This is a genomic window from Serratia bockelmannii, assembly GCF_008011855.1.
GTDB classification, from domain to species: Bacteria; Pseudomonadota; Gammaproteobacteria; order Enterobacterales; family Enterobacteriaceae; genus Serratia; species Serratia bockelmannii.
The window spans coordinates 82,083-108,539 of sequence record NZ_VOUX01000003.1 but is presented as its reverse complement, the minus strand read 5'-3'; the positions used below and the strand labels follow the sequence as shown (position 1 = coordinate 108,539).

Genomic DNA, 26,457 nt, shown 5'->3' with positions numbered 1-26,457 from the left:
GAAAACCTTCGCCTCCCAGCGTTTACCTCATCCCATTGTGCGTTCAGCCCACCAGCGTTTTGGTCATCGCCAGTAGGGTTTTCACGTCCTGCGGGCGCGTGTCGCCGCTGGCGGCGTCGATGATCGAACTGTAGATATGCGGGATCACGCGTTTCACGCCGGCCGCCAGCGCGATCTCGACGATCGGCTCAAAGTTCTCCAGATCGATGCCGCCGGTCGGCTCCAGCATGAAGTCATGCTCGGCGCAGGCCTTGGCTACGTACTGGTATTCGTCCTTGCACTTCAGGCCGCCCATCGGGAAATACTTGATGGAGCTGCCGCCCATGTCTTTCAGCAGGGCGATGGCGGTTTCCACCGGCACGATGCCGTCCGGCGCCGCGGCGCTCAAGGGGCCGGTAGAGATCTTCACCCAACCGACGCGGCCGGTCGGCGACACCAGGCCGTTGACCACGCTGTCGTTCTGGCCCAGCAGCGCGCGGCTGGCGCCGACGCCGGTAAACACCTGGTTAACGTGCTGCGGCTGCACCTGCTGAGCGATCAGGCTAACCATCGCCGACTGCTTCGGATCGCCGGCGCCCAGGCCGACCGAGAGCGCGTTTTCAATCAGGCGCGCATAGCGCAGCATGTCGGTCACCGCGCTGTCGACGTCCGGGTAGTTCTTGGAGAGCACGCCCACCAGCACATGGCCTTCCGCCGCGGCGTAGATGTCCTGCGCGTTGGCTTTGGAGCCGGCCAGCACGTTCAGGCAGACGCGGTCGCGATAGTAGTTAGGCTGCAGCTTCATGCTTGTTTCTCCGTAAACAGGTTTTTGATACAGCGAAAGACGGTCATCAGCTGTTGCTCGTCGACGCTGCGCACGTCGACCTCAATCTTACCCTCGTTGGCCTTATAGCCGCGGAAGTAGATGGCGATGTCGCCGGTTTTCAGCGCCTGGACGATGTCATAGGTCGACCGTCCCAGCACCGCCTCATCAAAGGTGATCTCGGCGCGGGCGATATCGCGGCCGGCGCTGTCCCAGACGGTCTTGGCGCTGACGCCGGTCAGGGTGTTGAGGCTGTTGAGGAATGGCGTCATCCGCTCCACCATCTGTTGCCCGGTGGTTTTCTCAAGCGTCAGATAGCTTTCAATCGCCTGCGTCAGGCCGAGGATGCCCTCTTTACCGACCTTCATCGCCCGGCCTATGCCGCCGGATTGCAACTTCACCCACTCGACGTACTGTTTCTTGCCGACAACCAGACCGCTGGTCGGCCCCTCGATGGCTTTGGCGCCGCTGTAGATCACCAGATCGGCCCCCATCTGGTAGTAACACATCAGATCTTCTTCCGCCGCGGCGTCGACGATCAGCGGCAGGTTATGCTTGCGCGCCACCACCGCCGCCTGTTCGACGGACAAAATGCTTTTCTGCACGCAGTGGTGCGATTTGACGTACAGGATCGCCGCAGTCTGCGGCGTGATGCAGGCTTCAATCTGCTCCGGCGAACATTCGTTGGCGTACCCCGCCTCCACCACCTTGCCGCCGCCCAGCGCCACCATGGTGTCCACCGGCGCGCCGAAGTTGACGTTGTGGCCGCGCGGCAGCACGATCTCGCGCGGCACGGTCACCGGCATCGAGTGCAGGTTCACCAGCAGATTGGCGTTATCTTTGACGATCACGGCAGCCACCGACTGGGCGATGCCCGCCGAGGCGCAGGAAACGATCACCGCGTCCTCCACATTGAGCAGATCGGCGATGTAGGCGCCGGTCTTATTGACCAGATCCTTGATTTCGAAATAGTGGTTCAGACCGTAATCAACGGCGTCGATCACGTCCTGGCGCGGCGTAGAAACGCCGAGAATGGTCATGCGGCCGGAGGTGTTGATCACCTGCTTCAAACCGTATTTTTCATAAATCGAAGACATGGCTTGCCTCCCCTTGTTCGGTTAATAGGATTTCCCCGGCCACCACGGCGGCCAGCGGCACCAACAGCTGTTCGCCCTCGGCGGTTTGCCCTTCGGCGTCGGCGAACACCTGCGGTTCCCGGCGCAGTTCAAACAGCGTGAAGTCGGCGTCATAGCCCGGCTCCAGCCGCCCTTTGCCGCTCAGCTGCAGCGCCGACGCAGCGTTCTCCGTCACGCAGGCGATCACCTGCGGCAGCGTCAGGCCGACGCTGAAGAATTTGGACATCACCGTCGCCAGGCTATGCACCGGTCCGTTCATGCGGTTGCGGCAGTAAATATCGGAGCTGATGGTGTGCGGCAAAATACCCAGCGTGATCGCCTGGCGCGCCACCTCGAAGCTGAAGCTGGCGGTGCCGTGCCCCACGTCGAGCAATACGCCGCGCCGCAGCGCGCGCTGGATAGACTCGCGCAGCGTGCCCGCCGGCGTCAGAATGCGGTTCGGTTTGCCGTTGTAGCAGTGGGTGATGATGTCGCCGCGGGTCAGCAGATCGGCGATCTCGTCCAGATCCGGCGGGTTATTGCCGATATGCACCATCAGCGGCAACTGGCGGTTTTCCTGCTGGATCTCTTTGGCCAACACCAGCGGGCGAGTGCCGTTCTTGCCCACCACGCTGCTGCTCATGCGCGCCTTGATGCCGATGACAAAGCCGGGGTGGTTGGCGATGGCCTGGCCGGCCTCGTGCTTGTCGATGTCCGTCATCTCCGCCAGCTCGTTCTGCCGCAGCAGGCCGATGCGCGAGATATTGAGGAAGGCGAAAACGTTGGTTTTAGCGCTGCGCGTCAGCTGATAAAAAGCGTCGATATCGTCGGCGCCGGTGCTGCCGGCATCGACCACGCTGGTGACGCCGCTGGCGACGCCGACCCGATCCGGCTCGTCATGATAAATCGGCGATTCGGGATAGCAGTGCACGTGCGCATCGATCCAACCGGCGCTCAGGCGGCAGTTGCCCGCCAGATCCAGCTGGCGAACGGCGCGGACATCCGCCGCCAGCCGCCCCACCGAGGCTATTTTGCCGTCTTTCACCGCCAGATCGATCAGCGTATCGTCCGCCAGTCTGGCGCCTCTGATTACTAAGTCATACATACCGCATTGCTCCTGTTAGCCCGGGCGCCGCCGCAGCATCGGGCGGCGCCTGGCGCAGGCCTCTTAAGAAATGGCTACCGGGAAGATCGCCCCCAGGATCATCGCGCCGAGGATCGCTCCGCCGGTGATCGGTTTACCCCAGATATAGAACAGCAGCGCGCCGAGCAGCGAACCGATGCCGATCGGGATCGAGGCGGTCATCGCCGACAGGATGATCAACGGCCCGAGGAAGCGGCCCGAGGAGTTGCCCGCCCCCATCATCACGTCCGCCCCGTAGGTGGAGTTGCTCTGATTGATGGTGAATTTACGCGCCAGAATGATCACGTAACCGATCGCCAGGCCGATGATCAGGCCGGTGGCCAGCGAAGCGGCGAAGTTGGCGACCGGGAACACGATGCCGGCCCCCAAAAGCAGCGCCGGTACGCCCAGCCCGACGCCGGTCTGGATCGCGCCGCCGATGTCCAGGATGCCCACCAGCGAGCCTTCGATGATGCGCGCGAACAGGAAGCTGGCGCCGAACGCCGCCACCGCGCCATACACGCCGGTATCCATCCCCGCCCGCAGCATGGAGACGAAGGCCACTTCGTTAAAGGCGCCGATGCCGTACAGGTAGTACATGTGCGTCCCGGCGAACACGCCGGAGGACAGCAGGCCAACAAAAATCGGGAATGACCAGTCGGCGTACCAGAAGCCTTTTTGGGTTTGTTCTTCCATCATCCCGCTCCTTATTTACCGCTCAGGGTATTGTGAATGGCGTCCAGCCAGCCCGGCACGCCGAGGCTGAAGGACTCGAGAACTTTCATGTCGAAGCCGCGGAAGAAGCCGCTCAGCACGAACAGCAGCACGATCACCGCCATCATGATCTTGGTGATCTTGTTCCAGCCGCTCTCTTCCACGCCTTTGCCGATCAGAATGCCCAGCACCAGGCCCGGTACGGCGTTGCCCATGATCAGCTGCGCCAGGCCGCCGAAGATGGTGCCCCAGAAGCCGGAACGGCGCCCGGCGTCGATCGCCGCCAGCCAGAAGATCACCGGCATCACGGTATTCACCAGCAGGTTGGCCGCCGGCACCAGCACCTTGATCGCGGTGACCTGCAGCGCGGCAGGCACGGCGGAAGCGGTGGTATTGAGGAAGGCCACCACCAGCATGCCGATGATGCCGCAGGCGATGGCCATTTTTTTCGGATCGTGCAGCGTTTGCGCCAGATTGCGGTTCTTGACCATCAGGGCCGCCGCGCCCCAGTGCGGGATGATGCGGTGATCGACGTCCTGCGTGAAGGAACCCGCCGCTACGGAAGACGCCCAGGCGTTGAAGAAGAAGCCCAGACCGAATGAGAAGTGGGAAGCCGGATCGCCCTCGCAGGAGTTCAGCTCGCCCAGGGTGCGAAACGCCCCCATGCCCTGTGTTGTCGGTGCGTGGAACATGCGTGCGGCGCCGGCCCCTACGCCGACTCCCACCAGCCCACCGATAATTATCGATTTAAATAAGATGATTAAAAACATCAGTATACCCTTTCATTTATGCTAACGTTTTTATTTCGTGACGAAGACAACCTTCTCGGTATTGATAATGGTTACGTTCACGGTTATTTCCAGAGAAACGGCATAGCTCTTTCTTTCACGCGGCAAAAAGAAGAAAAGAAATTTCTCTTTAGTTATTTTCTCTTCCGCTTTCACTACGCTGACGTCCTGCGGCTCGATGCGCAGCAGAATATTGTTGGTGGACTTTAATACCGCGCCCTGCACATTAGCCAAGGCGGAAGCAAAAGCTTTCGCTTTGCTGTCGCCTTTACCCTCCACCTTTACCGATGTGGTATATTGCTCTTTCATTATGGGTTGCCATGTTTTTTGACGTAGGCTTCCACCAGTTTCTGGCCCAGCTCTTCTTTATCCATAAAGCCGAAACCCAGCACGTTGCAGCCTTCATTAATTGCCGTCACGCCCTCTTCCACCGAACGCATGCCGTATTTGGCTTTGTAGCCGTATTTGGTTTGCGCGGTAATCGCGCCGGCGCCACCGCTACCGCAAAAAGAGATGCCCAGCTGCGCGTTTTCCGCTTTCATGACGTCGCCCAGCTTCATGTCCGCCGCCACGCCGGGGATAACCACCGCTTTTCCGCCTGCGTTTTCAACACCCTGGCCGACTTTTTGCCCTTTGCCCAAACGATCGCCGATCACTACGGTAATTTGACCCATGTTATATTCTCCTGATTTAAATCGATGCATTAACCGCTATGCGTTATTATCTTTCGCCACTTCGAAGTGCACTGACAATAAATAGGCTTCTTCGATAGGCAATGTGTCAAACTGATCCACCACGCGCTCCGCCATTTGCATGGATTCGGCGGAGATTTCGTCGAACAATGATTTATCTACCTCCGGCAACGGCTCGCCGGTTATTGAACGCAGCACCATGGCAAGAATATGCGATTCCAGCATCTGTTGCTGCACCGCATTGGTATAAATATTTTCAGCATTCAGCATCGCGGTAATATCCGCCAACACCCGAGCGGTGATCGCCCCGGCCTCGCTGACATCGGATTGTTCAATTTCTTTTATCGAAGCAGATCCATCATTCACTTTTCAGTACCCCTAGATCCCACATTAATCAGTAAGCCGTAAAGCGCATCACCTGAATAACCCGCTTTCTGTGATGTCTTTACCCTACTCCCGGTAGGATTTTCTGTGTAGACCGGTTTTTTCCAGTTCGAAGTGGAAATCGAATGACGCGTGGAGATCCATTTCGCAAAACGGCGCTGCGGCGAAAAAGTGAATGAGATAACAATTACATAACCCGGCTAACGGTTTTTTTTGCCTCGATTGACGATAAAAGCCTTCGTGATCGGGATCTCTTTCTTTTCTTGCCCCAACCGCCTACTATCACTAGGACAAATCGACATTACCCACACCCCCGCTCCTCTGGCGCGGGGGTGTTGCTTTGTGTTGTTTTTCCGAATTTATGGGCGCACAGACTGACGCCCTTTGATTTGACTGGAGAGTGGAATGACCAAACCCATCATTACTATTAATGAGCTGGATGCGGAACGCCTGGATGCGCTATTGGAACAACCGGCCTTTGCCAATACCGACGTCGCCGCCGCGCTGAACGACGAATTGGATCGCGCGGAAATCCTGCCGCCGGAGAAAATGCCGGCCAACGTGGTGACCATGAACAGCCGCGTTCGTTTTCGCGATCTGCACACCGATGAAGAGCACGTGCGCACGCTGGTTTACCCGGCATCGCTGAAAGACAGCCACGATCAGCTGTCGGTGATGGCGCCGCTGGGCGCAGCGCTGCTTGGCATGCACGTCGGCAAGCAGATCTCCTGGCAATTGCCGAACGGTGAAGAAGCGCGGATTGAAGTGCTGGAGTTGTTGTACCAGCCGGAAGCGGCGGGCGAATACCACCGTTAAGCGGTTTTCAGGGCGGCATCCGGCCGCCCTTTCTGTCTCAGACGCAGATAGCGATCAGCACGGCGATCAGCAGCAGCACGTAGATTTTGGCATGCAGCGCATCGCTCACCTTCGGCAAACAGCGCCTGGCAAACACGATCCCCGCAATCCCCGCCACCACCAACAGCCCCAGAATGTTCAGATTGACGTAGCCCAGATACTGCGGCCCGCTCATCTCGCGCCACCCCAACACGATATACATCAGCGCCCCGATCACCGCCACCGGGATCGACAATGGATTGGCGGCGCTGACGCAATATTTCATGTCGTAGCCGTGGCGGCGCAGCAGCGGCACCGTCATGACGCTACCGCCCACCCCCAGCAGCGTGGCGATGCCGCCTATCAGCGGCCCGCCGCCCCACAGCGTGACGGGGGACAGGTCGGCGCGCGCCGGTTTGACCAGAAAACCCCGGCGGAACAGACAGTCGGCGATGGTCACCGCCATATAGACCACAAACAGCCCGCGGATCACGCCGTCCGCCAGCAGTGAGGAGGCGAACGCGCCCAGCGCAGCGCCGATGCCGATGAAAAAGATCAGCGGCACGATGGTTTCGCGCAGCAGGTTGCCGCTGCGCCAGTTGGTCAGCGTCGCGTAACTCGCGTTGAGGATCATCACCGCCGTCGAGGTTGCCACCGCGATATGCATCGCCTGGCCGGGCTGCTCGCCCGACACAGAGATCAAGTGATAGACGAAAGGCACCACTACAAAGCCGCCGCCGAAGCCGAACAAAATGGTGGTTATGCCGGTCAGAAAACCGGCCCCCAGTACAATCAACGTTTCAATCATGGCCGTGCGCCCGCACGAAGTCGTCGAACCCGGCGCAGAACTGCCCCGCCAGCGGGTGGAAGCGATCGCCGACGAACAGCCCCAGATACTGCTCACGCACGGCGTCATGGTCCACCAGCTCAATGCCCGCCTGTTCCGCCTGCGCCAGCGTCTGCGCATCCGGGAAACCCCAGTAGCGCGAATCGCCCTGCTTTTCCGCCGTTATCGCTTCGCTGTGCTCCGCCCGCATCAGCTGGCGCGCCAAAAAGGTGCCGCTTTGTACGCCCAGCAACATCATGTTTTCCAGGAACGACAGATCGTGGCGCAGCTCGGCGGGCAGACGGGCGATCACCGGGCCGGCGTCCCAGTGCTCATCCATTTCATGCAGCGTTACCGCACAGTCCCTGTCACCGTTCATCATCGCGCGGAACAGCGTCATCACCCCGCGATAGCGTGGCAAATCTCCCGGATGCAGGTTCCACAGCAGCTTGCCGTGTCGGCTGAAGGCGCGCACATAGTCGGCGGAAAATTTCTGATAACAGCGTAAAGAGATCACCCCGTCCATATGGCCCAGGCTGCTGATAAACGCGGCGTCATTGATGTCGAGAACGCGATGCGCTTTGACCCCGGCGGCGGCCAGGAACAGAGCCGGCGGCTGATAGGCGCCCTCACAGGCGGCGGCGTTGCGGCCAACGAACGGGAACACGAAATCATTCAGCACCTCGCGCTCATACAGCCCCAGGCGGCGAACCGCTGGCTCCTGCGTGCGCCCGGCGCTTTTCGCCAGGGGAAAATACACCGTAAAAGTACACTCGTCCCTCAGGGCGGCGATCAGATCCTGACACACCAGCCAGGAGAAAATGTCGTTGCCGACAAAGAGCGCTACGTTTTTCATACTTCAGCCTTCTTTGCATTGAAAATAGGGTTGTTGAACACGATCTTGCTGATATCCCGCGTGATGGATTCCATCGCCGAGGTGTAAAACAGATCGCCCTTGGCGGGCGCGCCGAGCGAGTAGAGATGCTGCTCACGGCCGCGTCGGTCGGCGATTTTCAGCGTGTGCGGGTTGCACTTCACGCCGCCGAACAGGTTCTCTTGCACCAGCCCGTCTTGCAGCAGCTGATGGCTCAGGCGGTTGGGCGGCAGTTGATAAGAAGGCGTGGTGCAGTTGAACAGATACTGCGCATGCACTCGCGTCTCATGGCAACGAAGGATAAACCCGTCCGCCCCCTTACTGATATCCACCAGGCCGCCGCAGGCACGCAGGCGTTGGCTCTCCAGCGCCGCCACGATCTTGCTGGCGTTCTTTAGCGGCATGGCATGTCGATTGCGCATCCAGGAGGAGTTGTAAAAGCGCATGAAGACCTGCCGGTTGTTGGCATCCATCTTGACCCAGGCGGCGCACACCGCCGGGTGGATCGCCGCCAGATAGCTGCAGATATGCTCCCGGGCAAAACGCGCGCGATCGAGACTGTCTGCCAGATCGCGATAGCAATCGCGCCTTTCCCCCAGCGCCGAGAGCACCGTCAGCCGCTCCGGCCCCGGATAGTGGCGCGCCAGCGCGGCATTGATCGCATGTACCAGCTGATGCGCGTCAATAAAATCGCGGCCGGCGACAAAGCGCCGCAGCGCCTCAACAAACGCTTCCGGCGGCGGACGCATCAGCGCCGGCTGCACGCTGGGGAACAGGCCCGAACGCGACAGGGCACAGATGTCGGTCGCCCCCAGGCGCTCCATCAGCTCAACGATGGCGTCAATCGCCGTCAGGCTGCAGCCGATCACGCCGATGCTCGAATAAGGGTTGATCGGCGGCAGATCCTGGTGGGCCTGATAAGCGATCACGCCATCCACCGGATAGAGACATTCCGGCGGGTTGTGCCCCGAACACAGCACCAGCGCATTCATCTGTTCGGCGCTGCCACAGGTGGTGGTCAGCCGGTAGCCGGCTTCGAGCGGCGCGATGGCATTTACTTCGGCGGTCACGAAATTCAGCGCGACGTTACTGTCCGCCGCCATATAAATCGTCATGTCGCGAATAAAATCGAGATATTCCCGATACAGCCAGCGCGGCGGATAACGATCCTGGCAAAACTGCGGGAAATGCATGGCGATCCAATCAACGAAGTGCGTGTCGTCGAAAATATCCGCCGACATATTTTCCGGCGTCATATTTAATATATGGCTGTCAAAATCGCTGCTGTATGCCATTCCGCCCTTGAAGCCCTGCTTGTCGAACACCGTCAGGGAAAGCGGCCTTTTGCAATGATTAACCGACTTATTTTTTATAAAGTTATACGCAAAAGCGATCCCAGCGGCTCCGCCGCCAACCACACCGAACTTATACATGAAATATCACCTTATAGTCATTGAACTGCGCTAAGAACTATTGCTTCAGGTGTTGGAATAAAATGACGTTTTATTCCTTATTAACTTCTTGTATTGCGAGAACGAAAACCTTCGTCCCACCCCGGTGTGAAAACTTGCACGGGCTTTATGGCCGATAAAATAACGGCACCGCGAACAAGCATTATTTTTCTGCCCCGATAGTAGGGCGGCGGCCGCTGGCTTGCTTTATATGAAAGGCCAACTATCATTGCGTTTCGGCCAATCTGCCCGCCAAAGGAAACACATGCGCAACGTCCGCATTGATGACATCGACCACGTAACGCGCGCGGTGATCGCCATCGGCACCGATTATCCGCCGGGACACCTGCTGCCGATGCACAGCCACCGGCGCGCGCAGTTGCTGTACGGCGCCACCGGCGTCATGCACGTTTTCACGCAGCAAGGCAATTGGGTCGTCCCGCCGCAGCACGCGGTATGGCTGCCGCCGCAGATGCCGCACGCGGTGAGGATGGTCGGCGTCACCACCCGCAGCCTGTACCTCGAACCCGGCGCGTTGCCCGCCGAACGGCCGCAGGTATGCCAGGTGGTCAGCGTCACTCCGCTGATGCGCCAGCTGTTGATGGCGGCGGTGGATATGCCGCTGGAGTATGAACAAGAGGGGCGCGACGGAGCGCTGGCAACACTGCTGCTGCATGAGCTGGCCAGGCTGCAGCCCTTGCCGTTGCACATCCCGCTACCCGCCGATCCTCGGTTAGGCGAGCTGTGCCGCGCCTTTTTGCAGCACCCCGACGCCCACGACTCCGCGCAGCGGTGGGCGCCTCGTCTGTACATGAGCATTCGCACCTTCAGCCGCTTCTTTCGCGCGCAGACCGGCCTGCCGTTTTCGCAATGGCGCCAGCGCGCCTGCGTGGTACTGGCGTTGGCGCTGCTGGCCGAAGGGCGCAGCGTAACGCAGGTGGCGATGGAAATGGGATATGACAGCAGCGCGGCGTTTTCAACCATGTTTCGCCGCGTGCTCGGGCAGGCGCCCTCCTCCTATTTGACGGAAGACGGGCGCGACGGTTGACGGATTAGCGGAATTTCTTGTGGTTGGCGTCGCGGGTTTGCTTGAAGCCCTGCGCCAGCTGCTTCGCTTCGGCGACTTTGCCCTGATTGGCCAGGGCCAGCGCCTGATCGATCTGGCCGATCAGGGTATCCAACCCGCTGCGGAAATCTTTCATCTCCGGGCTGTCGGCGGCTTTGTCTTCCAGCTTCGGCGGAGTGCCCTGTTTGGCATCCTGCGCGGCGGCGCGCATGTTTTGCAGGCTCTGTGTGAGGGTAGCGGCGGAATCGGTATTCAGCACCGTTTTATAGTTTTCCGCCAGGGTGTCCATATCGTCGCCCAGATCGGCAGCGACCGCCAGCGAACTGGCTGCCAGCAGCGTCAACGCCGCCAGCGCTTTCAGGGTATTCTGCATGTTTGCTCACCTTCCAGTTATTGTTTTAATTAACCCACCGTTACCATAGGCAAGGCCGGGCAAAACCGAAACCGGAGATTTGTAAGCAAGGTTGAGACGGGATAACGCGCGACCGGCGGGCGCCGGCCGCGCAGAGGATCACTGACCGGCGATCTTCATTTCCGGCAGTAGCACCGAACCGCACTGGATATTGCTGCGGGTTTCAATATCGCTGCCAACGCTGACGATGTTGCGCAGCATGTCTTTCAGGTTGCCGGCAATGGTGATCTCGCTGACCGGGTACTGGATCTCGCCATTTTCCACCCAGAAACCGGCGGCGCCGCGCGAGTAATCGCCGGTGACGCCGCTGACGCCCTGGCCCATCAACTCGGTGACCACCAGGCCGGTGCCAAGCTGTTTCAACATGCCGGCGAAGTCAGCGCCCTGCCCCGCAATGCGCCAGTTATGGATGCCGCCGGCATGGCCGGTGCTGTGCAGGCCCAGCTTGCGCGCCGAGTAGCTGGTCATCAGCCAGGTCTGCAGCACGCCGTCCTTGATGATATCGCGTCGCTGGGTGCGCACGCCCTCACTGTCGAACGGCGTCGACGCCAGCCCTTTCAGCAGGTGCGGATGCTCCTCGACGGTCAACCATTCCGGCAGGATCTGTTTGCCGAGCGAGTCCAGCAGGAAAGTGGATTTACGGTAGACGCTGCTGCCGCTGATGGCGCCCACCAGATGGCCGAACAGCCCGGTGGCCACTTCGGAGGCAAACAGCACCGGTGCCTTCATGGTCGACAGTTTGCGCGGCGCGAGGCGCGCCAACGTGCGGCGGGCGCACTCCTGCCCCACCCACTCGGGGCTGTGCAGATCGCCCATCGCACGGCCGATGGTGTAAGCGTAATCCCGCTCCATATCGCCGTCCTGCTCAGCAATGACACAGCTGGACAGCGAGTGGCGGCTGGAACAGTAGCTTTGCAGCATGCCGTGGCTGTTGCCGAACACCTTGATGCCGTAGTGGCTGTTGAAGCTGCCGCCTTCGGTATTGGTAATGCGTTTGTCCGCCGCCAGCGAAGCCTGCTCGGCGCGCGCCGCCAGCTCGATGCCGCGCTCGGCGTCCAGCTCGGTCGGGTGGAACAGATCGAGATCCGGCGCCTCGAACGCCAGCAGATCTTTCTCCGCCGGGCCGGCGCAGGGATCTTCAGAGGTGTAGCGCGCGATGTCCAGCGCAGCCTGTACGGTGCGGGCGATGGCATCCGGGCTGAGATCGGTGGAAGAGGCGCTGCCTTTGCGCTGGCGGTGATACACGGTGATGCCCAGCGCGCCATCGCTGTTGAACTCGACGTTTTCCACTTCGCCGAAGCGGGTGCTGACGCTGATGCCGGTCGATTTGGTGACCGCCACTTCCGCCGCGTCGGAACCGGCGCGGGCCAGCTCCAGCGCCTGAGAAACGGCCTGTTCCAGCGCCTTGCGCTGTTCTGCAACTTGAGTGACTACTTTCATCAATCTGCCATAATTAATCAGAAAATCGTTGAGAAAAGTGCCGGAGCGGCGTAGTTGTGCACGCGGAGCGGCGCGCAAAAATCCTGAGATCTCTGCCGTTGAGTCTAACAGGAACCGCGTTGAATTTCGCATAAAGCCGGCAACCTGTTAGGATTAGCCTCTTTTTAACGGAGCCTACCATGAACAAACAGCCTGAAGACTGGCTCGACGATGTCCCGGAGAATGAAAACGAGGACGATGACGAGATTATCTGGGTCAGTAAAAGTGAAATTAAACGTGATGCCGAAGCGCTGAAAGACCTGGGGGCCGAAATGGTCGATCTGGGCAAAAACGCGCTGGATCGCATTCCGTTGGATGAAGATTTGCGCGCCGCCATCGAGCTGGCGCAGAAGATCAAGAAAGAAGGCCGTCGCCGTCAGCTGCAGCTGATCGGCAAGATGCTGCGCGCCCGCGATATCGAGCCGATTCAGACCGCGCTCGACAAGCTGAAAAACCGCCACAACCAGCAGGTTTCGCTGTTCCATAAGCTGGAAGCGCTGCGCGACCGCCTGGTGGAAGAAGGCGATGACGTCATTCCGTCGATCCTGGATCTGTATCCAGCAGCCGATCGTCAACAGCTGCGTTCACTGGTGCGCAACGCGCAGAAAGAGAAGGCCGCCAACAAGCCGCCTAAGGCTTACCGCCAGATCTTCCAATACCTGCGCGAGCTGGCCGAAGCGGCTGACTAAGCGCCGCCGCCGTCCCGGGATGAACCCGTTTCATCCCCGGTGATGCGCCGGTTCGCCGCTGCTTTCGCGGATATTGAAGCGCAGGCTGCCTTCCAGCTCTTCTTCCGCTTCTTCAAACAGCAGAATGATTGCGCCGAAACGACGCTTGCTGCGGGCATTGAGGTGGGTGAACTCGATTTCCACCGGCAGACCGATATCGCCGGTCACCACGTCCCACAGCGCGTCGAGGTTGGCGCCAAACCCCTCGTCCAGCGCAAACTTGTGCGCGAAATCGCGGTAGAAGGTTGGCACGTCCTGGATCTGCTCAAAATCAAACTCTACTTTTGCCATCAAACTCACTCCACACGAATGAAGTTTTTGTAATGGTCGCGCGTGACGAAGATCAGACCGTCGCTCGAATACAGCAGGCGATCGGCGCCGCGCCGGCCACACTGATAATTGATGTCCGCTTCGCGCCAGACCCGGCCGCCGGCACTCGGCAGTTGCCCTTCACGGTTAGAGAATCGATCGCCGCCAATCGCCTTGCCCGGCATTACCGCACAGAGGTTGCCTGAACGCGGGTCCCAGCCCTGCTCGCGCGCCTGCTTCTTGGTGACGTAATAGCCCGGCAGCCGCTGATGCTGCTGCAGGTAGCTCACCACCGTTTGCTGCTGCGTGAGCCGATCGATGCTCTGCTGTTGCCCCGCCGGCGCTTGCACCACCGTCGCATTGCCGCCGATCGCACGGTGCTCGTTGCCGCGCAGCGCGCTGAAGACGGCGATGACCACGGCGATGACAATCGCCAACAGAATCCGCTTGTTCATGACATTCCCTGAAATTATGCCGCCGAAGGCGCCGCAGCTCCCCCAGGCTAGTTAGGTATATAGTCGACCTGGATGAAACTAAGATGACCGGCACGTCACGTTTTCGCGGCGGTGAGCGTTTCATCCATTCATGACAATGATGCCACTTTCCAGTCGTTCTGGCACTCGGAGTCTCTCTGAAAACAGGCCGCCTCTTATGAGACGGCCCGCCATGTCAGGCACTGCTTTCAGTATAGTCAGGGAAGGCGCCGCACAACGCGGCGCAACAGGAGGGAACGCATCAATCGATCAAGGCGTGACGATAGCGATGCAGCATGTCGGCCAGGCGTTTCACCGGCCCGGTGACGCTGAGCGGTGCCTGATTGTCCACCAGCTTCTGCTGGTACTCGTTCATTTCACCCAGCAAGCGATCGTAGTAATAGGCGCGCTTGACGTCGTTCTTGGCGGAGACCACCCGATCGGCGGTGCTGCGGATCTGGCGGTGGAAGGCCGACAGCTCTTCGCTGACCGGAATCTCCGCCCGCTGCATGCGCTGGTGGGCAATGATCAGGTTCAACGCCAGACGATACTTGGCGATGTCGTTCGGGAACATCATCAGCAGCTGGTTAAGCTGCTGATACAGCGCAGGCAGATGGTTTTGCCGACGACGCGCCGCCTTGGTGGTCAGCGCCGACACCGCGCTGCTGACGAACTGGTTGAGCAACGTGCGCCCGGTGCGTTCACGCGAATTGTCGCGGATCAGCAGCAGCACCATCAGCCCAACGCAGCTGCCGAGGAACTGGCCCAGCGCCCCGTCGAGAAACTGGGTGACGTTGAACTCCATTGGGTTGCTCAGCACCAGAATGTTGATGGTCCCGGCCAGCAGCCCCAGCGAACCGAGCCGCCGCTTCTGCACCTCGATGCCGATGAAAAACGCCAGCAGGCCGAGGCTGAGACACAGCAGCAAAATGCTCTGCTGCGTCGCCGGCAGGATCACCATGAAGAACAGGGAACCGACCGGGATCGCCGCCAGCATGCCCAGCACGAAATCCATCGCCACCATGCGCGGCGCCGGGGTGCGCATCGCCAGCGAGGTGATCACCGCGATGATCACCATAAAACCGCTGCCGGACGTCCAGCCGGTCCACAGCCACAGCAGGCTGCCGAAGGCCGTCGCCACAAAGGTGCGCAGGCCGTTGATCATCGCGTGATGCCCTTCCGCCGAAGTCGGCTTGACCACGGTTTCGTTGCTCAACACCCCCTCTTCCACCGCGCTGATGCTGCAGTTAGCGTGCACGCCTTTCGACAGCAGCAGGTAGCGGGTCGCCGCGCCGACCCAACCGGTGATGGTCGGCAGCGTTTCCTCGGAACGATGCGTGGTCAGCACCTGGCGCAACAGCTTCATGCGCTTGTGGATCTCCTGCGGGGTTTCCGCCGGGGCCATCAGCTGCTCCCGCAGGCTGTCTTTCAGTGCCTCCGGGTGATTCACCAAGATCAGATAGGTTTCGCAGGCCTGGGTGATCAGAGTCAGCGACAGCGTATGCAGCGCTTTTACCCGGCGGTTGACCTTCTGCCAGCGCGAGGACTCCATCATCAGGTTGTTGCGCATGCCGTCCAGGGCCGTGGTGCTCTTGACCAGATTGCTCCAGGCGCGATCGATGTCTTCTTTGTCGGCGTTGCTGATGCACATCTGCATCAGGCGGTATTGAGCCACCAGCAGCTGATCCACCGCCCGATCGATGTCCTGTTTGATCGAACGCGGCGAGAACAGCAGATCCGCCAACACGGCGCTGACGATCCCCAGCACGATCTCGCTGCAACGCTCGATGGCGAACTGCGGCGCTTCCAGCAGATGAGACTCGCTGGTAGCGACCGTCACGATGATGATCAGCGCGGTATATCCGGCCAGCCCCCAGGCATAGGAGTTCTCCACCTTGATGAGTGAAGAAAGCCAGGTGCAGAAACCGGCCCAGATGCAGCACAGCAGCAGCATCACCACCGGCGCGCGGGCGGTGGTGATGATAATGATCAGGCCGACGAAGCAGCCGATAAAGGTGCCGATGATACGCAGCCAGCCGCGGTGGCGGATGGCGCCGGAGAAGGGTTCACCGCCGGCGGCAAAGGCCGGGCCGGCGGCGACGATGGCGGCGGTCATCGCCGACCAGCGCGGGGTTTCCAGATTGAGATGGAAGCCGACGAACAGCGCAAACACAATCGCGAAGCTGAGTTTGAAGGCGAATCTCAGCCGGATAAAGGTTGGGCTGCTCATTAGCCGAACTCACGCAGCCGGTGCATCAGGCGCACAAAAGGTGAGCCGCTGTCGGCATTGCGATCGTTTTTGCCAACGATCACCACGGTGGCAGTGGTGCCGGCCGGGTACGGATGCTGTTGATCCTTGGCGTCCAGCAGGATTTTCACCGGCACTCGCTGCGCCAGGCGTACCCACTCCAGGTTGCTGTCGATCGAGGCCAACCCTTTGTTGTTCACCGTGCTGCTGCTGTTGTTCACCGCCGCCGCCACGCTGTCGACGGTGCCGTGCATGATGCGGTTACTGCCGAGCGGAGTGATCTCCGCGCGATCGCCCTTATTCAGGCCGTTCAGCTTGGTCTCTTCCAGGTACGCCAGGATGTAGAAGGAATCTTTCTTCACCAGCGCCACCGCCACCGACCCACGGGTGATGTATTCACCGGCGTGTACGTTGAGGTTGGTGATCCAGCCATCGGCCGGGGCGCGCACCGTGGTGCGCTCCAGATCCAGCTGCGCCAGCTCGCGCGCCGCAATGGCCTTCGCCAGCTGGTGCTGCACGGTCTGCAGCGAGTTGTTCGACTGGTCAATCTCTTCCTGCGACATCGCCTGCACGCCCAACTTCACGCGGCGGCCGGCCTCACGCCGTTTCTCCGCCGCCAACGTCTGATAGTAGGCGACGTCGGCGCCGGCTTCCGCCAAGGCCTGCTCATAACGCGGCCGATCGACCACGAACAGCACCTGACCTTTCTTCACCAGCTGGTTGTCCACCACCGGCACGTCGGTCAGCAGGCCGCTGACGTCCGGCGCGATCGCCACCACGTCGGCGGTGAACTTGGCATCACGCGTCCACGGCGACTCGGTGTAGAACACCCAGGCCTTGAATACCGCGGCAATGCCCAGCAGCACAAGAATCAAAGTGATCGCGATTCGGGTTATTTTTATCGAAAAATTTTTCACAGCGACCTCAAACAAAAAGACACGAAATCAGATAAAACAAGCAGCAATACAGCGCGGTATTAAACAGCGCCGGATGCCAGACAAAATCGTAAATCCCCGTCGGCTGCAGCAGGCGGCGCAAGAGAAAAAACAGCGCCAGCGACACCAACAGCTCGAAAAACACCGGCGGAAACGACAGTCCGAAGATGACCATAACCGGAAGCAAACTCATCAATTTTTCCTTATTGTTCACTGCGCCGGAGGAGGACAGGCCTTGCCATTCACATTCTCTTTACATTTTAGCGTGCGCGCGCCACAAATCTTGACCAGACAGCTTGTCCAGGTCACGAACCCGAAAAAAGGTTAAACTTTGGGGCAGACATCCACGACAGGGATTGCGAGGGTGCCGGAGGAGCGGCAGGATTACGTCGCCGATCGCTCTCGCACGTTGGTAAGGTCTATTCACCCGACCACGTTATATTAGCCTGCTTACTATCAAGGCATCAACAATCTGTGATCTAAATCACTTTTAAGCCAGAGTGAATAATGGAAAGATTAAAACGGATGTCGGTATTCGCCAAAGTGGTTGAGTTCGGGTCGTTTACCGCGGCCGCGCGCCAACTCGACATGAGCGTTTCATCGATCAGCCAAACCGTCTCGAAACTGGAAAATGAGCTGCAGGTCAAGCTGTTGAACCGCAGCACGCGCAGCATCGGCCTGACCGAGGCCGGCAAAATCTACTATCAGGGCTGCCGACGCATGCTGCAGGAAGTCAGCGAAGTGCATGAGCAGCTGTATGCGTTTAACAATACGCCTGCCGGCACGCTGCGCATCGGCAGCTCATCCACCATGGCGCAAAACGTGCTGGCGAACATGACCGCCGAGATGATGAAAGAGTACCCGGGTCTGACGGTCAACCTGGTGACCGGCATTCCTGCGCCGGACCTGATCACCGACGGATTGGATCTGGTGATCCGCACCGGCGCGCTGCAGGACTCCAGTCTGTTCTCCCGCCGCCTGGGGCAGATGCCGATGGTGGTGTGCGCCGCCAAAAGCTACCTCAGCCAGCACGGCACGCCGCAGAAGCCGAGCGACATGGTCAACTTTTCCTGGCTGGAGTACAGCGTGCGGCCCGACAGCGAATTTGAACTGATGTCGCCGGAGGGCATCACCACGCGCATTTCCCCGCAGGGGCGCTTCGTCACCAACGATTCCTCCACCATGATCCGTTGGCTGAAAAACGGCGCCGGCATCGCCTACGCCCCGCTGATGTGGGTGATCGAAGAGATCAAACGCGGCGAGATCGAGATCCTGTTCAAAAGCTACCATTCGGATCCGCGGCCGATCTACGCGCTCTATACCGAGAAGGACAAACTGCCGCTGAAGGTGCAGGTGTGTATCAACTACCTAACCGACTATTTCGAACGCGTGGCGGCGGTCTATCAGGGCTATCGCTGAGCGCCGCTCAAATAACGGTGCGCCAGCGCGCCCAGCAGCACCAGCGCCAGCATGCCGAGGCCCCATAGCAGCCAGACGGCGTAGCCCGCCCAGGTCAGCAGCAGAGGAAAATAGCTCGCCAGTCCGCTGCCCAGCTGTTTCAGCCACGGCAGCCAGACGTCCAACACCGCCTGCGGCACCAGGTTCAGCGCACCGTTCACCGGCAACGATGCGTTCCCGGCCGCCTCCGCCAACGCCGGGAGCCAGGCCAGCACCCCGGCTACGCCCCAGGCCAACACGGTCCACAGCGCCATGGCGCCCAGCAGCAGCGCGAGCGTCCAACCGCCCCGGTTCACGGCACACCGCCGCCGCACTGCGGGCAAAAGCGGCTGCCCGACGGCAGCGGTGCGGCGCACTGGCCGCAGGTGGCGCTCGCCGCGGCAAACGGCTGACCGCAGCGGTGGCAATAACGGGCGCCCGATTTATTCACGGCCCGGCATTCCGGACACTGCGGCCCCGGCTCGCCATGCTGGTTATAGCGGTTGCCATGATGCCCACCGCCGTGGCTCGCACGCAGATGACCGCCGTTAATACCGCCTTGCCCCAACAACCGTTTCAGTAAGCTCATCCCGCCTCTCCTCTGTGCATTGACGCTGAACCTCACTGTAAACCCTGGAGTAAACTCCAGGGTAAAGCCCGACGAGAAGGATTTACGTTTCATTACATCGTAAAAGTGGCAAGGCTTTGATGCCGTTAACAAAAGCACCATCGGCATTATCCCACGCCACCGCGCTGCGTTATGCTGCGGAAACCTCTCCCTGCATCAGGAATAACCATGAAAAAAATCATACTGGACTGTGACCCGGGGCATGACGACGCCATCGCCCTGTTGCTGGCCTGGGGCAATCCGCAGATCGACCTGCTGGCGGTCACCACCGTGGTGGGTAACCAGACGCTGGACAAAGTGACGCGCAACGCGCTGGCGGTGGCGCGCATCGCCAATATCACCGGCGTGCCCTTCGCCGCCGGCTGCCCGCGCCCGCTGGTGCGCAATATCGAAGTGGCGCCCGACATTCACGGCGATTCCGGCCTCGATGGCCCGGTGCTGCCGGAACCCCATCTGCAGCTGGACTCGCGCCACGCGGTGGACCTGATCATCGAGACCGTGATGGCTCACCCGCCCGGCAGCGTAACGCTGGTGCCGACCGGCGGCCTGACCAATATCGCCATGGCGGTGCGTAAAGAGCCGCGCATTGCCGAGCGGGTCAAGGAAGTGGTGCTGATGGGCGGCGGCTACCATGTGGGCAACTGGAGCGCGGTGGCGGAGTTCAATATCAAAATCGATCCCGAAGCGGCGCACATTGTATTTAACGAAAAATGGCCGCTGACCATGGTCGGGCTGGATCTCACTCACCAGGCTTTGGCCACGCCGGCAGTCTGCGAACGCATCGCCGCCCTCGGCACCCGGCCGGCCGCCTTCGTCGGCGAACTGCTGGCATTCTTTGGCCGTATGTACCGGCAGGCGCAGGGCTTCAGTGCCCCGCCGGTGCACGATCCTTGCGCGGTGGCCTATGTGATCGATCCGAGCGTCATGTCGGTGCGCAAAGCGCCGGTGGATATCGAGTTGACCGGCACCCTGACGTTGGGCATGACGGTCGCGGACTTCCGCGCGCCGCCGCCGCCGGACTGCCACACCCAGGTCGCGGTCAAACTGGATCAGGATAAATTCTGGGATCTGGTGGTGGATGCGCTGGAACGGATCGGCGACGTGGAGTAAGCGCACAAGAGACGAGACTAACGCGCTTGGGCAGGCGCGTTAGTCTGTATTCTGCCGCGGCAACGGGGAGGCTCAAGTCATAACCGCTTTTATTTCCAATGCAGCAGAACAATCCTAATAATAAATCATTTCATGAAAATTTAAAAAAACAGATAAAGACAAGAAGAATCCTAATAAAAATAATAAAATGAAAATCACATTGAATTTAAAAATCAGCAATGAGAAACGATGAGGTAAATTTCCGCCGTCGCGCCGACACTGACGACATCAATTAAAAAAGCAGATACCTCTTTTATTCTTCACAGGGCCTGCCAATATAGGCCATTGCCGGGATACTCCACGATATTCACGCACGCAGGAATCACAATCAACCATTTGATTTCAATTGATAAAAACAAGAATTAGATTATGAATTGACTGAATCACAATAGATTTGAGAAAATGACGCGTCTGTTTTGCAAACAACAAACATACCTTTTGCGGGTGAAAAATACGGCTTAACCTTTCTTTGGGTACACAGCCTCGCGCATTCTCAGGGCAAACATTATTTATCGCTTCACCATAAAGACGGTTTAAATTTTCCGTGAAACATTTGCGAATTGAACATTACACGCATTTCAATATCAGGACAAAGGAAAGGGAATAATAAAAACATGCATTCAATAAACGCTATCAGGCCATGGCAGGTTAACCATGGCCGATAAATCTTCCGCTAACGCAGCGACCATCGCCGTGCTGCCCCTGCTGCTGATCTGGATGACGGTGATCCTGCCGATTTATTACCCCAATATGGGCGGCGACGGTCTGGCGCTGCCGCAAAACATTCTGGCCTGGGCCGTCATGGCGCTCACCACGCTGATAGTGACGTTCACCGTTTGCCTTGGCCGTACCCGTCTTTCGCTGACCCCCACCGCACGCCTGTTGCTGCTCGGCATCGCCGTGCTGGCGCTGCCGCTGCTGTATACTCGCTCCGAGTGGCGCGAAGACGCCCTGTGGCGCTGCGCCGGTCTGCTCGGTGGTTGGCTTTTCTATGTCGCCTGCCTGCAGCTGCGCCTAACCCCCAGGCAGCGCAACCTGTTGCTGTACGGTCTGCTGTTCGCCGTCGGCGTTCAGGCACTGCTGGCGGCTCTGCAACTGTTCGCCCCCGCGCTGGCTTGGGTATCCCCTAACGGCAGCCGGGTCTACGGCGTCTTTCAGCAACCGAACGTGCTGGGCAGCTTTATCGCCACCGGGTTGGCTTTGGCGCTCTGGCAGCTGCTGGCTCCCCTCTCTGCGCCAACGCGGCGGCGGCAAATCCCGCTGCTCGCGCTGCTGGCCGCTTTCTCAGCCCTGCTGGTGCTGATCCAGTCGCGCGCCGCCTGGTTGGGGGCCGCATTGGCGGCGCTGCTACTGCTGTGGCGCTTTGCCCGCCACCGCACGCTCGAAAGCCGCTGGGCGGGTGGCGCGCTGCTGCTGGGCGCCGCGATCGGTCTGACGGTGCTGTTCACCGGCTTTGGCCTGGATGGCCGCGCAGGTCTCATCGCACGCGAAGGTTCTAATTATTCACGTCTGACCATGCTGCAAGACACCGTCGCCATGATTTTCGCCAAACCGCTGCTGGGCTGGGGCTATGGCGGCTTTGAATACAGCTTCGCGCACTTCCGCCTGCAGACAATGCCCTGGCGAGAAGTGCTGGAAGTCGCCGGGCATCCGCACAATGAAATCCTGCTGTGGTGGGTTGAGGGCGGCCTGCCGGCGCTGGCAGGTATCGCTATCGTCATCGTCGCCGGCGCGCTGCTGCTGAAACGCGCCTGGCAACGGGATCGCGAAGCGCCGGCCGGTGCGCGCGTCGGGCTGTTTCTGGTGCTGCTGCCAATGTTGATACACACCCAACTGGAATACCCTTTCTATCTGTCTGCGCCGCATTGGCTGGCGTTTCTGCTGCTGCTGGCACTGTTGGACGGCCAAACCGGCGCCCCACGCCCGCTGCCGTTAGCCAAAGCCCTGAGTCTGCCTGTAGCAATGGCGGCGCTCGGCGTGTTAGTGATGGCGGTCTTCGCCTGGCAAGGGCGCATGGCGCTCACCCAATCGGAGCGCACGATGCTGGCCACCATCGACAGCATCGAGCAGATGCCGCCGCCGGCCGCCTGGATCTATCGGGAGCGCAAAACGTTCGACGAGCAATCTCACGCGCTGCTGGTCTATAACCAAACGCGCGATGATGCCCTGTTGACCGGCTATCGGCAGTGGGCCAATGCCTATCTGCAGCGCCGTATCGACGCCAACGTCTACGCCACGCTGATCATGATCTTGCGCTATCAGGGGGATCAGGCACAAGCCGAGGCTCGCCTGCGGGAAGCCGCTTTTCTGTTTTCTCGGGATGCGCGGTTTAGGTAAACCCTATAGAGGTTGGAATGGCGGAAATCAATTTTATTGCTCCCGCCGTTTCAACTTAAACCCAACGTTTAATGATGATGGAGGTATTGATGCCGCCAAACGCGAAATTATTGCTCTGTAAGTATTCACAATCGATGCGCCGGCTTTCCCCCATAATATAATCCAGCTCACCACACTGCTCATCCGGCTGATGAAGGTTAAGCGTTGGCGCAAACCAGCCTTCTCGCATCATTTGCAAACTCATCCAGGCCTCCAGCGCGCCGCAGGCTCCCAGCGTATGGCCAAAATAGCTTTTCAGCGATGAAATCGGCGTTTGGCCGCCAAAAATAGCTGCCGTAGCCTGGCTTTCAGCGATATCCCCTCGATCGGTGGCAGTGCCATGAGCGGAAATATAGCCGATGTCCCGCACATTCAAGCCAGCTATCTTCAACGCCTGCTCCATGCATATTTGCATCGTTTCACGCTGCGGTTGAGTGATATGCGCCGCATCGCAATTGGTGGCAAAACCGACAATTTCACCGTAGATAACGGCGCCGCGCGCTTTCGCATGTTCCAACTCTTCCAGGACCAACGTCCCGGCGCCTTCGCCAATCACCAGGCCATCACGCTGCCGATCGAAAGGGGACGGTGTGCTTTTAGGGCTATCGTTACGCTGGCTCGTTGCGAATAGCGTATCGAACACCGCGGCCTCCGAGGGGCAAAGCTCTTCTGCGCCACCAGCAACCATAACCTTCTGATAACCGTGACGAATAGCCTCCCAGGCATAGCCAATCGCCTGGCTCCCTGAGGTGCATGCGCTGGAGGTCGGGATCACTCGGCCGCGCAGGCCGAAAAACAGACCGGTGTTAACCGCTGTGGTATGTGGCATCATCTGCACATAAGTGGTGCCAGTGATGTTGTTGGTATGTTTTTCAGTAAGCATAGTGGCAAATTCGCTCACGGGGCCGGTACTTCCCGTCGAAGAACCGTAGGCGATGCCGGTTTGGCCGTTAGTCAGTACCGGATCGTCAATCAGCCCCGCTTGTTCCAATGCCAGTTCAGTAGCGCGAGTGGAAAGGAGTGAGACTCGCCCCATTGCGCGAATGCGCTTTCGGGTGTAATGCTCAGGCAGGACGAAATCATCGATTGGTGCGCCCAGTAAGGTATGCAATCCATCATAAATCTGCCACTCGGGCATTGTCCGCACCGCATTTTCATATGCCAACAGACGCCGGGAAACATCCTGCCACCGTTCCCCAAAGGCGGTTACGCCGCCCATGCCGGTGATGACAACACGACAAGTCATAACATTCCTCCGTTGATGGAAATGACCTGGCGGGTGATGTAGCCCGCAATATCGGACATTAAATAGCTCGCCAGGCCGGCAACTTCATCCGTCTGGCCCATGCGCTTCATTGGAATGATCGCCATCGCTTCTTTCAATGCGGCCTCTTCCATTTCGATCATCCCCGTGTCGATCAGGCCTGGAGCAATGCAGTTAACGGTGATTTTGCGCTTCGCAAGCTCAATGGCCAATGCTTTGGTGGCGCCGATGATCCCCGCTTTAGCGGCGCTATAATTGACCTGACCGCGATTGCCCATCATTCCCGATACCGACGACAACGTAATGATTCGACCACCTCTACGTGCGCCGATCATCGGCATGATGCAAGGATGAATGACGTTATAAAAACCGTCGAGATTGGTGTGGATCACGCTGTCCCAATCGTTCTCGCTAAGCGCAGGGAACGCCCCATCCCGGGCGATGCCTGCATTGCAGACCACACCGTACCAGGCGCCGTGGGCAGCCATATCCTTTTCCAGCACTTCACGGCACTGATCACGTTCACTTACGTCAAAGTTCAGCAGGCGACCTTGCCCCCCAGACTGTTCAATGGCTGCGAGGGTTTCCTGGGCGCCGGCCTGATCTCGGTGATAATGGACGCCGACGATAAAACCATCAGCGGCAAGCTGACGAGCAATCGCGCCCCCAATTCCCTTACTAGCCCCGGTGACCAGAACTGAACGACTCATGCGGTCTCTCCCTGATTAAAAAGCGATGTCAATTCTTCTGACGTTGGCTGGAAAGTATTCACACGGCCAGATGCCAGGCACTCTTCCCCTACGGTAATGGTGCAGTCAAAGCTGCCGAAACGTTCGTCTTGCATCAGCAACCTAGCTTGAACATTCAACGTCGCATTGCCTGGTAGATGCCCGGCCGCACAGGTTAACTCGCGGGCGCCAAGCACCATGCCCAATGAAATTTCATGCAACCCCGCTTGGCGGCGATGCCAGCCGGACCAAACCCCCACCGTTTGCGCCATCAACTCCAGCGCAAACCATCCCGGCAGATTGCCCTGAGCATCGAGAAAGGGTCCCAACACTCCGCCAAGATGCACGCTAACCTGACAGTGAACATCGTTTTCAGTCACGTTGACGACCTCATCCAGTAGCATCATCGGCTCAGCATGAGGCAAGTACTCGGACGGCGGCAAATATTCGTTCATACATCTTTCCCTAATAGAATACTGGCGTTATTTCCGCCAAAGGCGAAAGAGTTAGAGAGGATTATCGGTCGAGCCAACGGTTGGCTGGTATGCATGACACCGCAAGCGGGGAGCGCGGGGTCTGCTGGCGAAGCGCTGAAATCTTGGGCGGGTAAAGGTAAATTGCGCAGTAAAATCAGCGCGCTGATAGCCGCCTCCGTGATCCCCGCAGCCCCCAGAGTATGGCCGGTTAAATGCTTGGTCGAACTGCATGGTACCTGTTCACCAAACAGCGAATGCACTACGCGGGACTCGATTTGGTCGTTAAGCAGTGTCGCGGTGCCGTGCAGATTAATGTAACCAACCTGTTTCGCCTCGATATCCGCTTCGGCCAAGGCTTGTTCAATGGCACGAATGGCACCCTCTCCCTGAGGATGCGGTGCTGATATATGCCAAGCATCGCTGGATTCCCCCACCCCTAATAGAACAAGAGGCTGAGGCTCGCGGGTCAGCACCATGAGTGCAGCGCCTTCACCGATAGTGATGCCGCAACGGTTTTGGGCGAACGGCTGGCAAAGCTCAGACGATAGCGACTCAAGGCTGTGAAAACCGTTGATCGGCATTCTGCTCAACGTATCGGCGCCGCCAACAATGGCGACATCGGCAAGCCCCGCTTCGATCAGCCGCCGCCCGCTGATAATGGCTCGGGCGCTGGAAGAGCAAGCTGTCGAAAGCGTAAATGCTGGCCCATCGACCTGTAGCCAGCGGCTGAGAAATCGCGACGGATCGCCGAGCTCCTGCTGAGGATACCGCCAACGCGGGCTAACTTCGCCGTTGAGCGTCAGCTGTACATGCTCATCGCCTTCGTTTAACCCGGAGGTGCTGGTGCCCATCACGACGGCAATCCGATCGCGGCCAAACCTGGCGATGGCTTCATCAACCTGCGGCTGGATCTGCTCCAGCGCGGCCAGCAACAGTTGATTATTACGGGAACGATGAGCGGAAAACGACGCAGGGATAACGGGTAACTCTCCCTCAACGCCGCCCAGCACGGCTTCCGGGTTCCCCTGTAGCCACCCCGCTCTCGGACGCATACCCGGCGCAGAGCCGCGAGCGAGGTTTGCGGCTATCTCATCCAGAGAATTCCCAAGCGCATTAATCATACCGACGGCAGAGATGTAAATCATG

At 59.3% G+C, this 26,457-nt stretch carries 30 protein-coding genes; 6 read left to right on the top strand and 24 right to left on the bottom strand.

The window, feature by feature from the left end:
* Positions 1-43: 43 nt before the first annotated feature.
* The 8 genes from dagF to FOT55_RS05015 form a co-directional block, all read right to left on the bottom strand.
* Entirely contained in the window at positions 44-784 is a 741-nt protein-coding gene (dagF, locus tag FOT55_RS05050) for a 2-dehydro-3-deoxy-phosphogluconate aldolase (RefSeq protein ID WP_016930215.1), read from the bottom strand.
* Positions 781-1,899 (bottom strand): DgaE family pyridoxal phosphate-dependent ammonia lyase, encoded by a 1,119-nt coding sequence (locus tag FOT55_RS05045; protein WP_147823187.1) that lies wholly within the window; start codon positions 1,897-1,899, stop codon positions 781-783. The genes dagF and FOT55_RS05045 overlap by 4 nt, the downstream gene beginning before the upstream one ends.
* On the bottom strand, positions 1,883-3,022 hold the full coding sequence (locus FOT55_RS05040) for an amidohydrolase/deacetylase family metallohydrolase (RefSeq protein ID WP_147823186.1): 1,140 nt from the start codon (positions 3,020-3,022) through the stop codon (positions 1,883-1,885). The genes FOT55_RS05045 and FOT55_RS05040 overlap by 17 nt, the downstream gene beginning before the upstream one ends.
* Positions 3,023-3,085: 63 nt before the next feature.
* Complete coding sequence (locus FOT55_RS05035; protein WP_004937013.1) at positions 3,086-3,736, bottom strand: DUF4310 family protein; 651 nt, start codon at positions 3,734-3,736, stop codon at positions 3,086-3,088.
* 11 nt (positions 3,737-3,747) lie between these two features.
* On the bottom strand, positions 3,748-4,524 hold the full coding sequence (locus FOT55_RS05030; RefSeq protein WP_004937006.1) for a DUF4311 domain-containing protein: 777 nt from the start codon (positions 4,522-4,524) through the stop codon (positions 3,748-3,750).
* Between the two features lie 30 nt (positions 4,525-4,554).
* A complete protein-coding gene (locus tag FOT55_RS05025) occupies positions 4,555-4,851 on the bottom strand; it encodes a DUF4312 family protein (protein ID WP_004937003.1) in 297 nt (98 codons plus the stop codon).
* On the bottom strand, positions 4,851-5,216 hold the full coding sequence (locus tag FOT55_RS05020) for a glycine-rich SFCGS family protein (RefSeq protein ID WP_004937000.1): 366 nt from the start codon (positions 5,214-5,216) through the stop codon (positions 4,851-4,853). Before FOT55_RS05020 ends, FOT55_RS05025 begins: the two co-directional genes overlap by 1 nt.
* A 36-nt stretch (positions 5,217-5,252) precedes the next feature.
* Positions 5,253-5,579: a glycine dehydrogenase gene (locus tag FOT55_RS05015; RefSeq protein WP_147823301.1), complete on the bottom strand. Its 327-nt coding sequence runs from the start codon at positions 5,577-5,579 to the stop codon at positions 5,253-5,255.
* 444 nt (positions 5,580-6,023) lie between these two features.
* On the opposite strand from FOT55_RS05015, the gene rnk reads away from it, so the two are divergent.
* A complete protein-coding gene (gene rnk / locus FOT55_RS05010) occupies positions 6,024-6,434 on the top strand; it encodes a nucleoside diphosphate kinase regulator (protein ID WP_004936993.1) in 411 nt (136 codons plus the stop codon).
* Between the two features lie 37 nt (positions 6,435-6,471).
* On the opposite strand, the gene FOT55_RS05005 is transcribed toward rnk, so the two are convergent.
* The 3 genes from FOT55_RS05005 to FOT55_RS04995 are packed head-to-tail and all read right to left on the bottom strand — an operon-like array spanning position 6,472 to position 9,585.
* A complete protein-coding gene (locus FOT55_RS05005) occupies positions 6,472-7,260 on the bottom strand; it encodes a sulfite exporter TauE/SafE family protein (protein WP_147823185.1) in 789 nt (262 codons plus the stop codon).
* Entirely contained in the window at positions 7,253-8,134 is an 882-nt protein-coding gene (locus FOT55_RS05000) for a formyltransferase family protein (RefSeq protein WP_060448025.1), read from the bottom strand. Before FOT55_RS05000 ends, FOT55_RS05005 begins: the two co-directional genes overlap by 8 nt.
* A complete protein-coding gene (locus tag FOT55_RS04995; protein ID WP_025304387.1) occupies positions 8,131-9,585 on the bottom strand; it encodes an FAD/NAD(P)-binding protein in 1,455 nt (484 codons plus the stop codon). The genes FOT55_RS05000 and FOT55_RS04995 overlap by 4 nt, the downstream gene beginning before the upstream one ends.
* A gap of 283 nt (positions 9,586-9,868) precedes the next feature.
* Between FOT55_RS04995 and FOT55_RS04990 the strand changes: the two genes are divergently transcribed.
* Positions 9,869-10,651 (top strand): AraC family transcriptional regulator, encoded by a 783-nt coding sequence (locus FOT55_RS04990; protein ID WP_025304388.1) that lies wholly within the window; start codon positions 9,869-9,871, stop codon positions 10,649-10,651.
* Positions 10,652-10,655: 4 nt separating this feature from the next.
* Here FOT55_RS04990 and cybC read toward each other — a convergent pair whose 3' ends face one another.
* Entirely contained in the window at positions 10,656-11,042 is a 387-nt protein-coding gene (gene cybC, locus FOT55_RS04985; RefSeq protein ID WP_016930224.1) for a cytochrome b562, read from the bottom strand.
* A 138-nt stretch (positions 11,043-11,180) separates the two neighbouring features.
* Complete coding sequence (pmbA, locus tag FOT55_RS04980; RefSeq protein ID WP_025304390.1) at positions 11,181-12,521, bottom strand: metalloprotease PmbA; 1,341 nt, start codon at positions 12,519-12,521, stop codon at positions 11,181-11,183.
* Positions 12,522-12,700: 179 nt separating this feature from the next.
* Here pmbA and yjgA point away from each other — a divergent pair, with 179 nt between their 5' ends.
* Positions 12,701-13,249, top strand: a complete 549-nt coding sequence (yjgA, locus tag FOT55_RS04975) for a ribosome biogenesis factor YjgA (RefSeq protein ID WP_004936968.1) — start codon at positions 12,701-12,703, stop codon at positions 13,247-13,249.
* Between the two features lie 30 nt (positions 13,250-13,279).
* Here the strand turns inward: yjgA and FOT55_RS04970 are convergent, their stop codons facing one another.
* From FOT55_RS04970 to aaeX, 5 genes are all read right to left on the bottom strand, one after another.
* Complete coding sequence (locus tag FOT55_RS04970; protein WP_004936963.1) at positions 13,280-13,579, bottom strand: barstar family protein; 300 nt, start codon at positions 13,577-13,579, stop codon at positions 13,280-13,282.
* 5 nt (positions 13,580-13,584) lie between these two features.
* The gene (locus FOT55_RS04965) at positions 13,585-14,052 is read right to left on the bottom strand and encodes a ribonuclease (RefSeq protein WP_147823184.1); all 468 of its coding nucleotides are present in this window, start codon (positions 14,050-14,052) and stop codon (positions 13,585-13,587) included.
* A gap of 280 nt (positions 14,053-14,332) precedes the next feature.
* Positions 14,333-16,300 carry a p-hydroxybenzoic acid efflux pump subunit AaeB gene (aaeB, locus tag FOT55_RS04960; RefSeq protein WP_147823183.1) on the bottom strand — a complete coding sequence of 656 codons (1,968 nt, stop codon included), beginning with the start codon at positions 16,298-16,300 and terminating at the stop codon, positions 14,333-14,335.
* On the bottom strand, positions 16,300-17,235 hold the full coding sequence (gene aaeA, locus FOT55_RS04955) for a p-hydroxybenzoic acid efflux pump subunit AaeA (RefSeq protein WP_033644462.1): 936 nt from the start codon (positions 17,233-17,235) through the stop codon (positions 16,300-16,302). The genes aaeB and aaeA overlap by 1 nt, the downstream gene beginning before the upstream one ends.
* A gap of 7 nt (positions 17,236-17,242) precedes the next feature.
* The gene (gene aaeX / locus FOT55_RS04950; RefSeq protein WP_004936952.1) at positions 17,243-17,446 is read right to left on the bottom strand and encodes a p-hydroxybenzoic acid efflux pump operon protein AaeX; all 204 of its coding nucleotides are present in this window, start codon (positions 17,444-17,446) and stop codon (positions 17,243-17,245) included.
* A 314-nt stretch (positions 17,447-17,760) separates the two neighbouring features.
* On the opposite strand from aaeX, the gene aaeR reads away from it, so the two are divergent.
* Positions 17,761-18,672: an HTH-type transcriptional activator AaeR gene (gene aaeR, locus FOT55_RS04945; RefSeq protein WP_004936950.1), complete on the top strand. Its 912-nt coding sequence runs from the start codon at positions 17,761-17,763 to the stop codon at positions 18,670-18,672.
* On the opposite strand, the gene FOT55_RS04940 is transcribed toward aaeR, so the two are convergent.
* Together FOT55_RS04940 and FOT55_RS04935 are read right to left on the bottom strand one after the other, a co-directional pair.
* Entirely contained in the window at positions 18,663-19,007 is a 345-nt protein-coding gene (locus tag FOT55_RS04940; RefSeq protein ID WP_147823182.1) for a hypothetical protein, read from the bottom strand. The two genes, aaeR and FOT55_RS04940, sit on opposite strands and share 10 nt — an antisense overlap.
* A complete protein-coding gene (locus tag FOT55_RS04935; protein ID WP_147823181.1) occupies positions 19,004-19,279 on the bottom strand; it encodes a zinc ribbon domain-containing protein in 276 nt (91 codons plus the stop codon). Before FOT55_RS04935 ends, FOT55_RS04940 begins: the two co-directional genes overlap by 4 nt.
* A 207-nt stretch (positions 19,280-19,486) precedes the next feature.
* Between FOT55_RS04935 and uriH the strand changes: the two genes are divergently transcribed.
* Together uriH and FOT55_RS04925 are read left to right on the top strand one after the other, a co-directional pair.
* Positions 19,487-20,428 carry a uridine-preferring nucleoside hydrolase UriH gene (gene uriH / locus FOT55_RS04930; protein ID WP_025304397.1) on the top strand — a complete coding sequence of 314 codons (942 nt, stop codon included), beginning with the start codon at positions 19,487-19,489 and terminating at the stop codon, positions 20,426-20,428.
* A 693-nt stretch (positions 20,429-21,121) separates the two neighbouring features.
* On the top strand, positions 21,122-22,804 hold the full coding sequence (locus FOT55_RS04925; RefSeq protein WP_060448021.1) for a PglL family O-oligosaccharyltransferase: 1,683 nt from the start codon (positions 21,122-21,124) through the stop codon (positions 22,802-22,804).
* Between the two features lie 55 nt (positions 22,805-22,859).
* On the opposite strand, the gene FOT55_RS04920 is transcribed toward FOT55_RS04925, so the two are convergent.
* Genes FOT55_RS04920 through FOT55_RS04905 form a run of 4 tightly spaced genes read right to left on the bottom strand, consistent with a single transcriptional unit; the run spans position 22,860 to position 26,456 of the window.
* Entirely contained in the window at positions 22,860-24,089 is a 1,230-nt protein-coding gene (locus FOT55_RS04920) for a beta-ketoacyl-ACP synthase (RefSeq protein WP_025304399.1), read from the bottom strand.
* Positions 24,086-24,817: a 3-ketoacyl-ACP reductase FabG2 gene (locus FOT55_RS04915; RefSeq protein ID WP_004144506.1), complete on the bottom strand. Its 732-nt coding sequence runs from the start codon at positions 24,815-24,817 to the stop codon at positions 24,086-24,088. Before FOT55_RS04915 ends, FOT55_RS04920 begins: the two co-directional genes overlap by 4 nt.
* Entirely contained in the window at positions 24,814-25,290 is a 477-nt protein-coding gene (locus tag FOT55_RS04910) for an ApeP family dehydratase (RefSeq protein ID WP_004144507.1), read from the bottom strand. Before FOT55_RS04910 ends, FOT55_RS04915 begins: the two co-directional genes overlap by 4 nt.
* A complete protein-coding gene (locus tag FOT55_RS04905; protein ID WP_025304400.1) occupies positions 25,287-26,456 on the bottom strand; it encodes a beta-ketoacyl-[acyl-carrier-protein] synthase family protein in 1,170 nt (389 codons plus the stop codon). Before FOT55_RS04905 ends, FOT55_RS04910 begins: the two co-directional genes overlap by 4 nt.
* Position 26,457 lies beyond the last annotated feature (1 nt).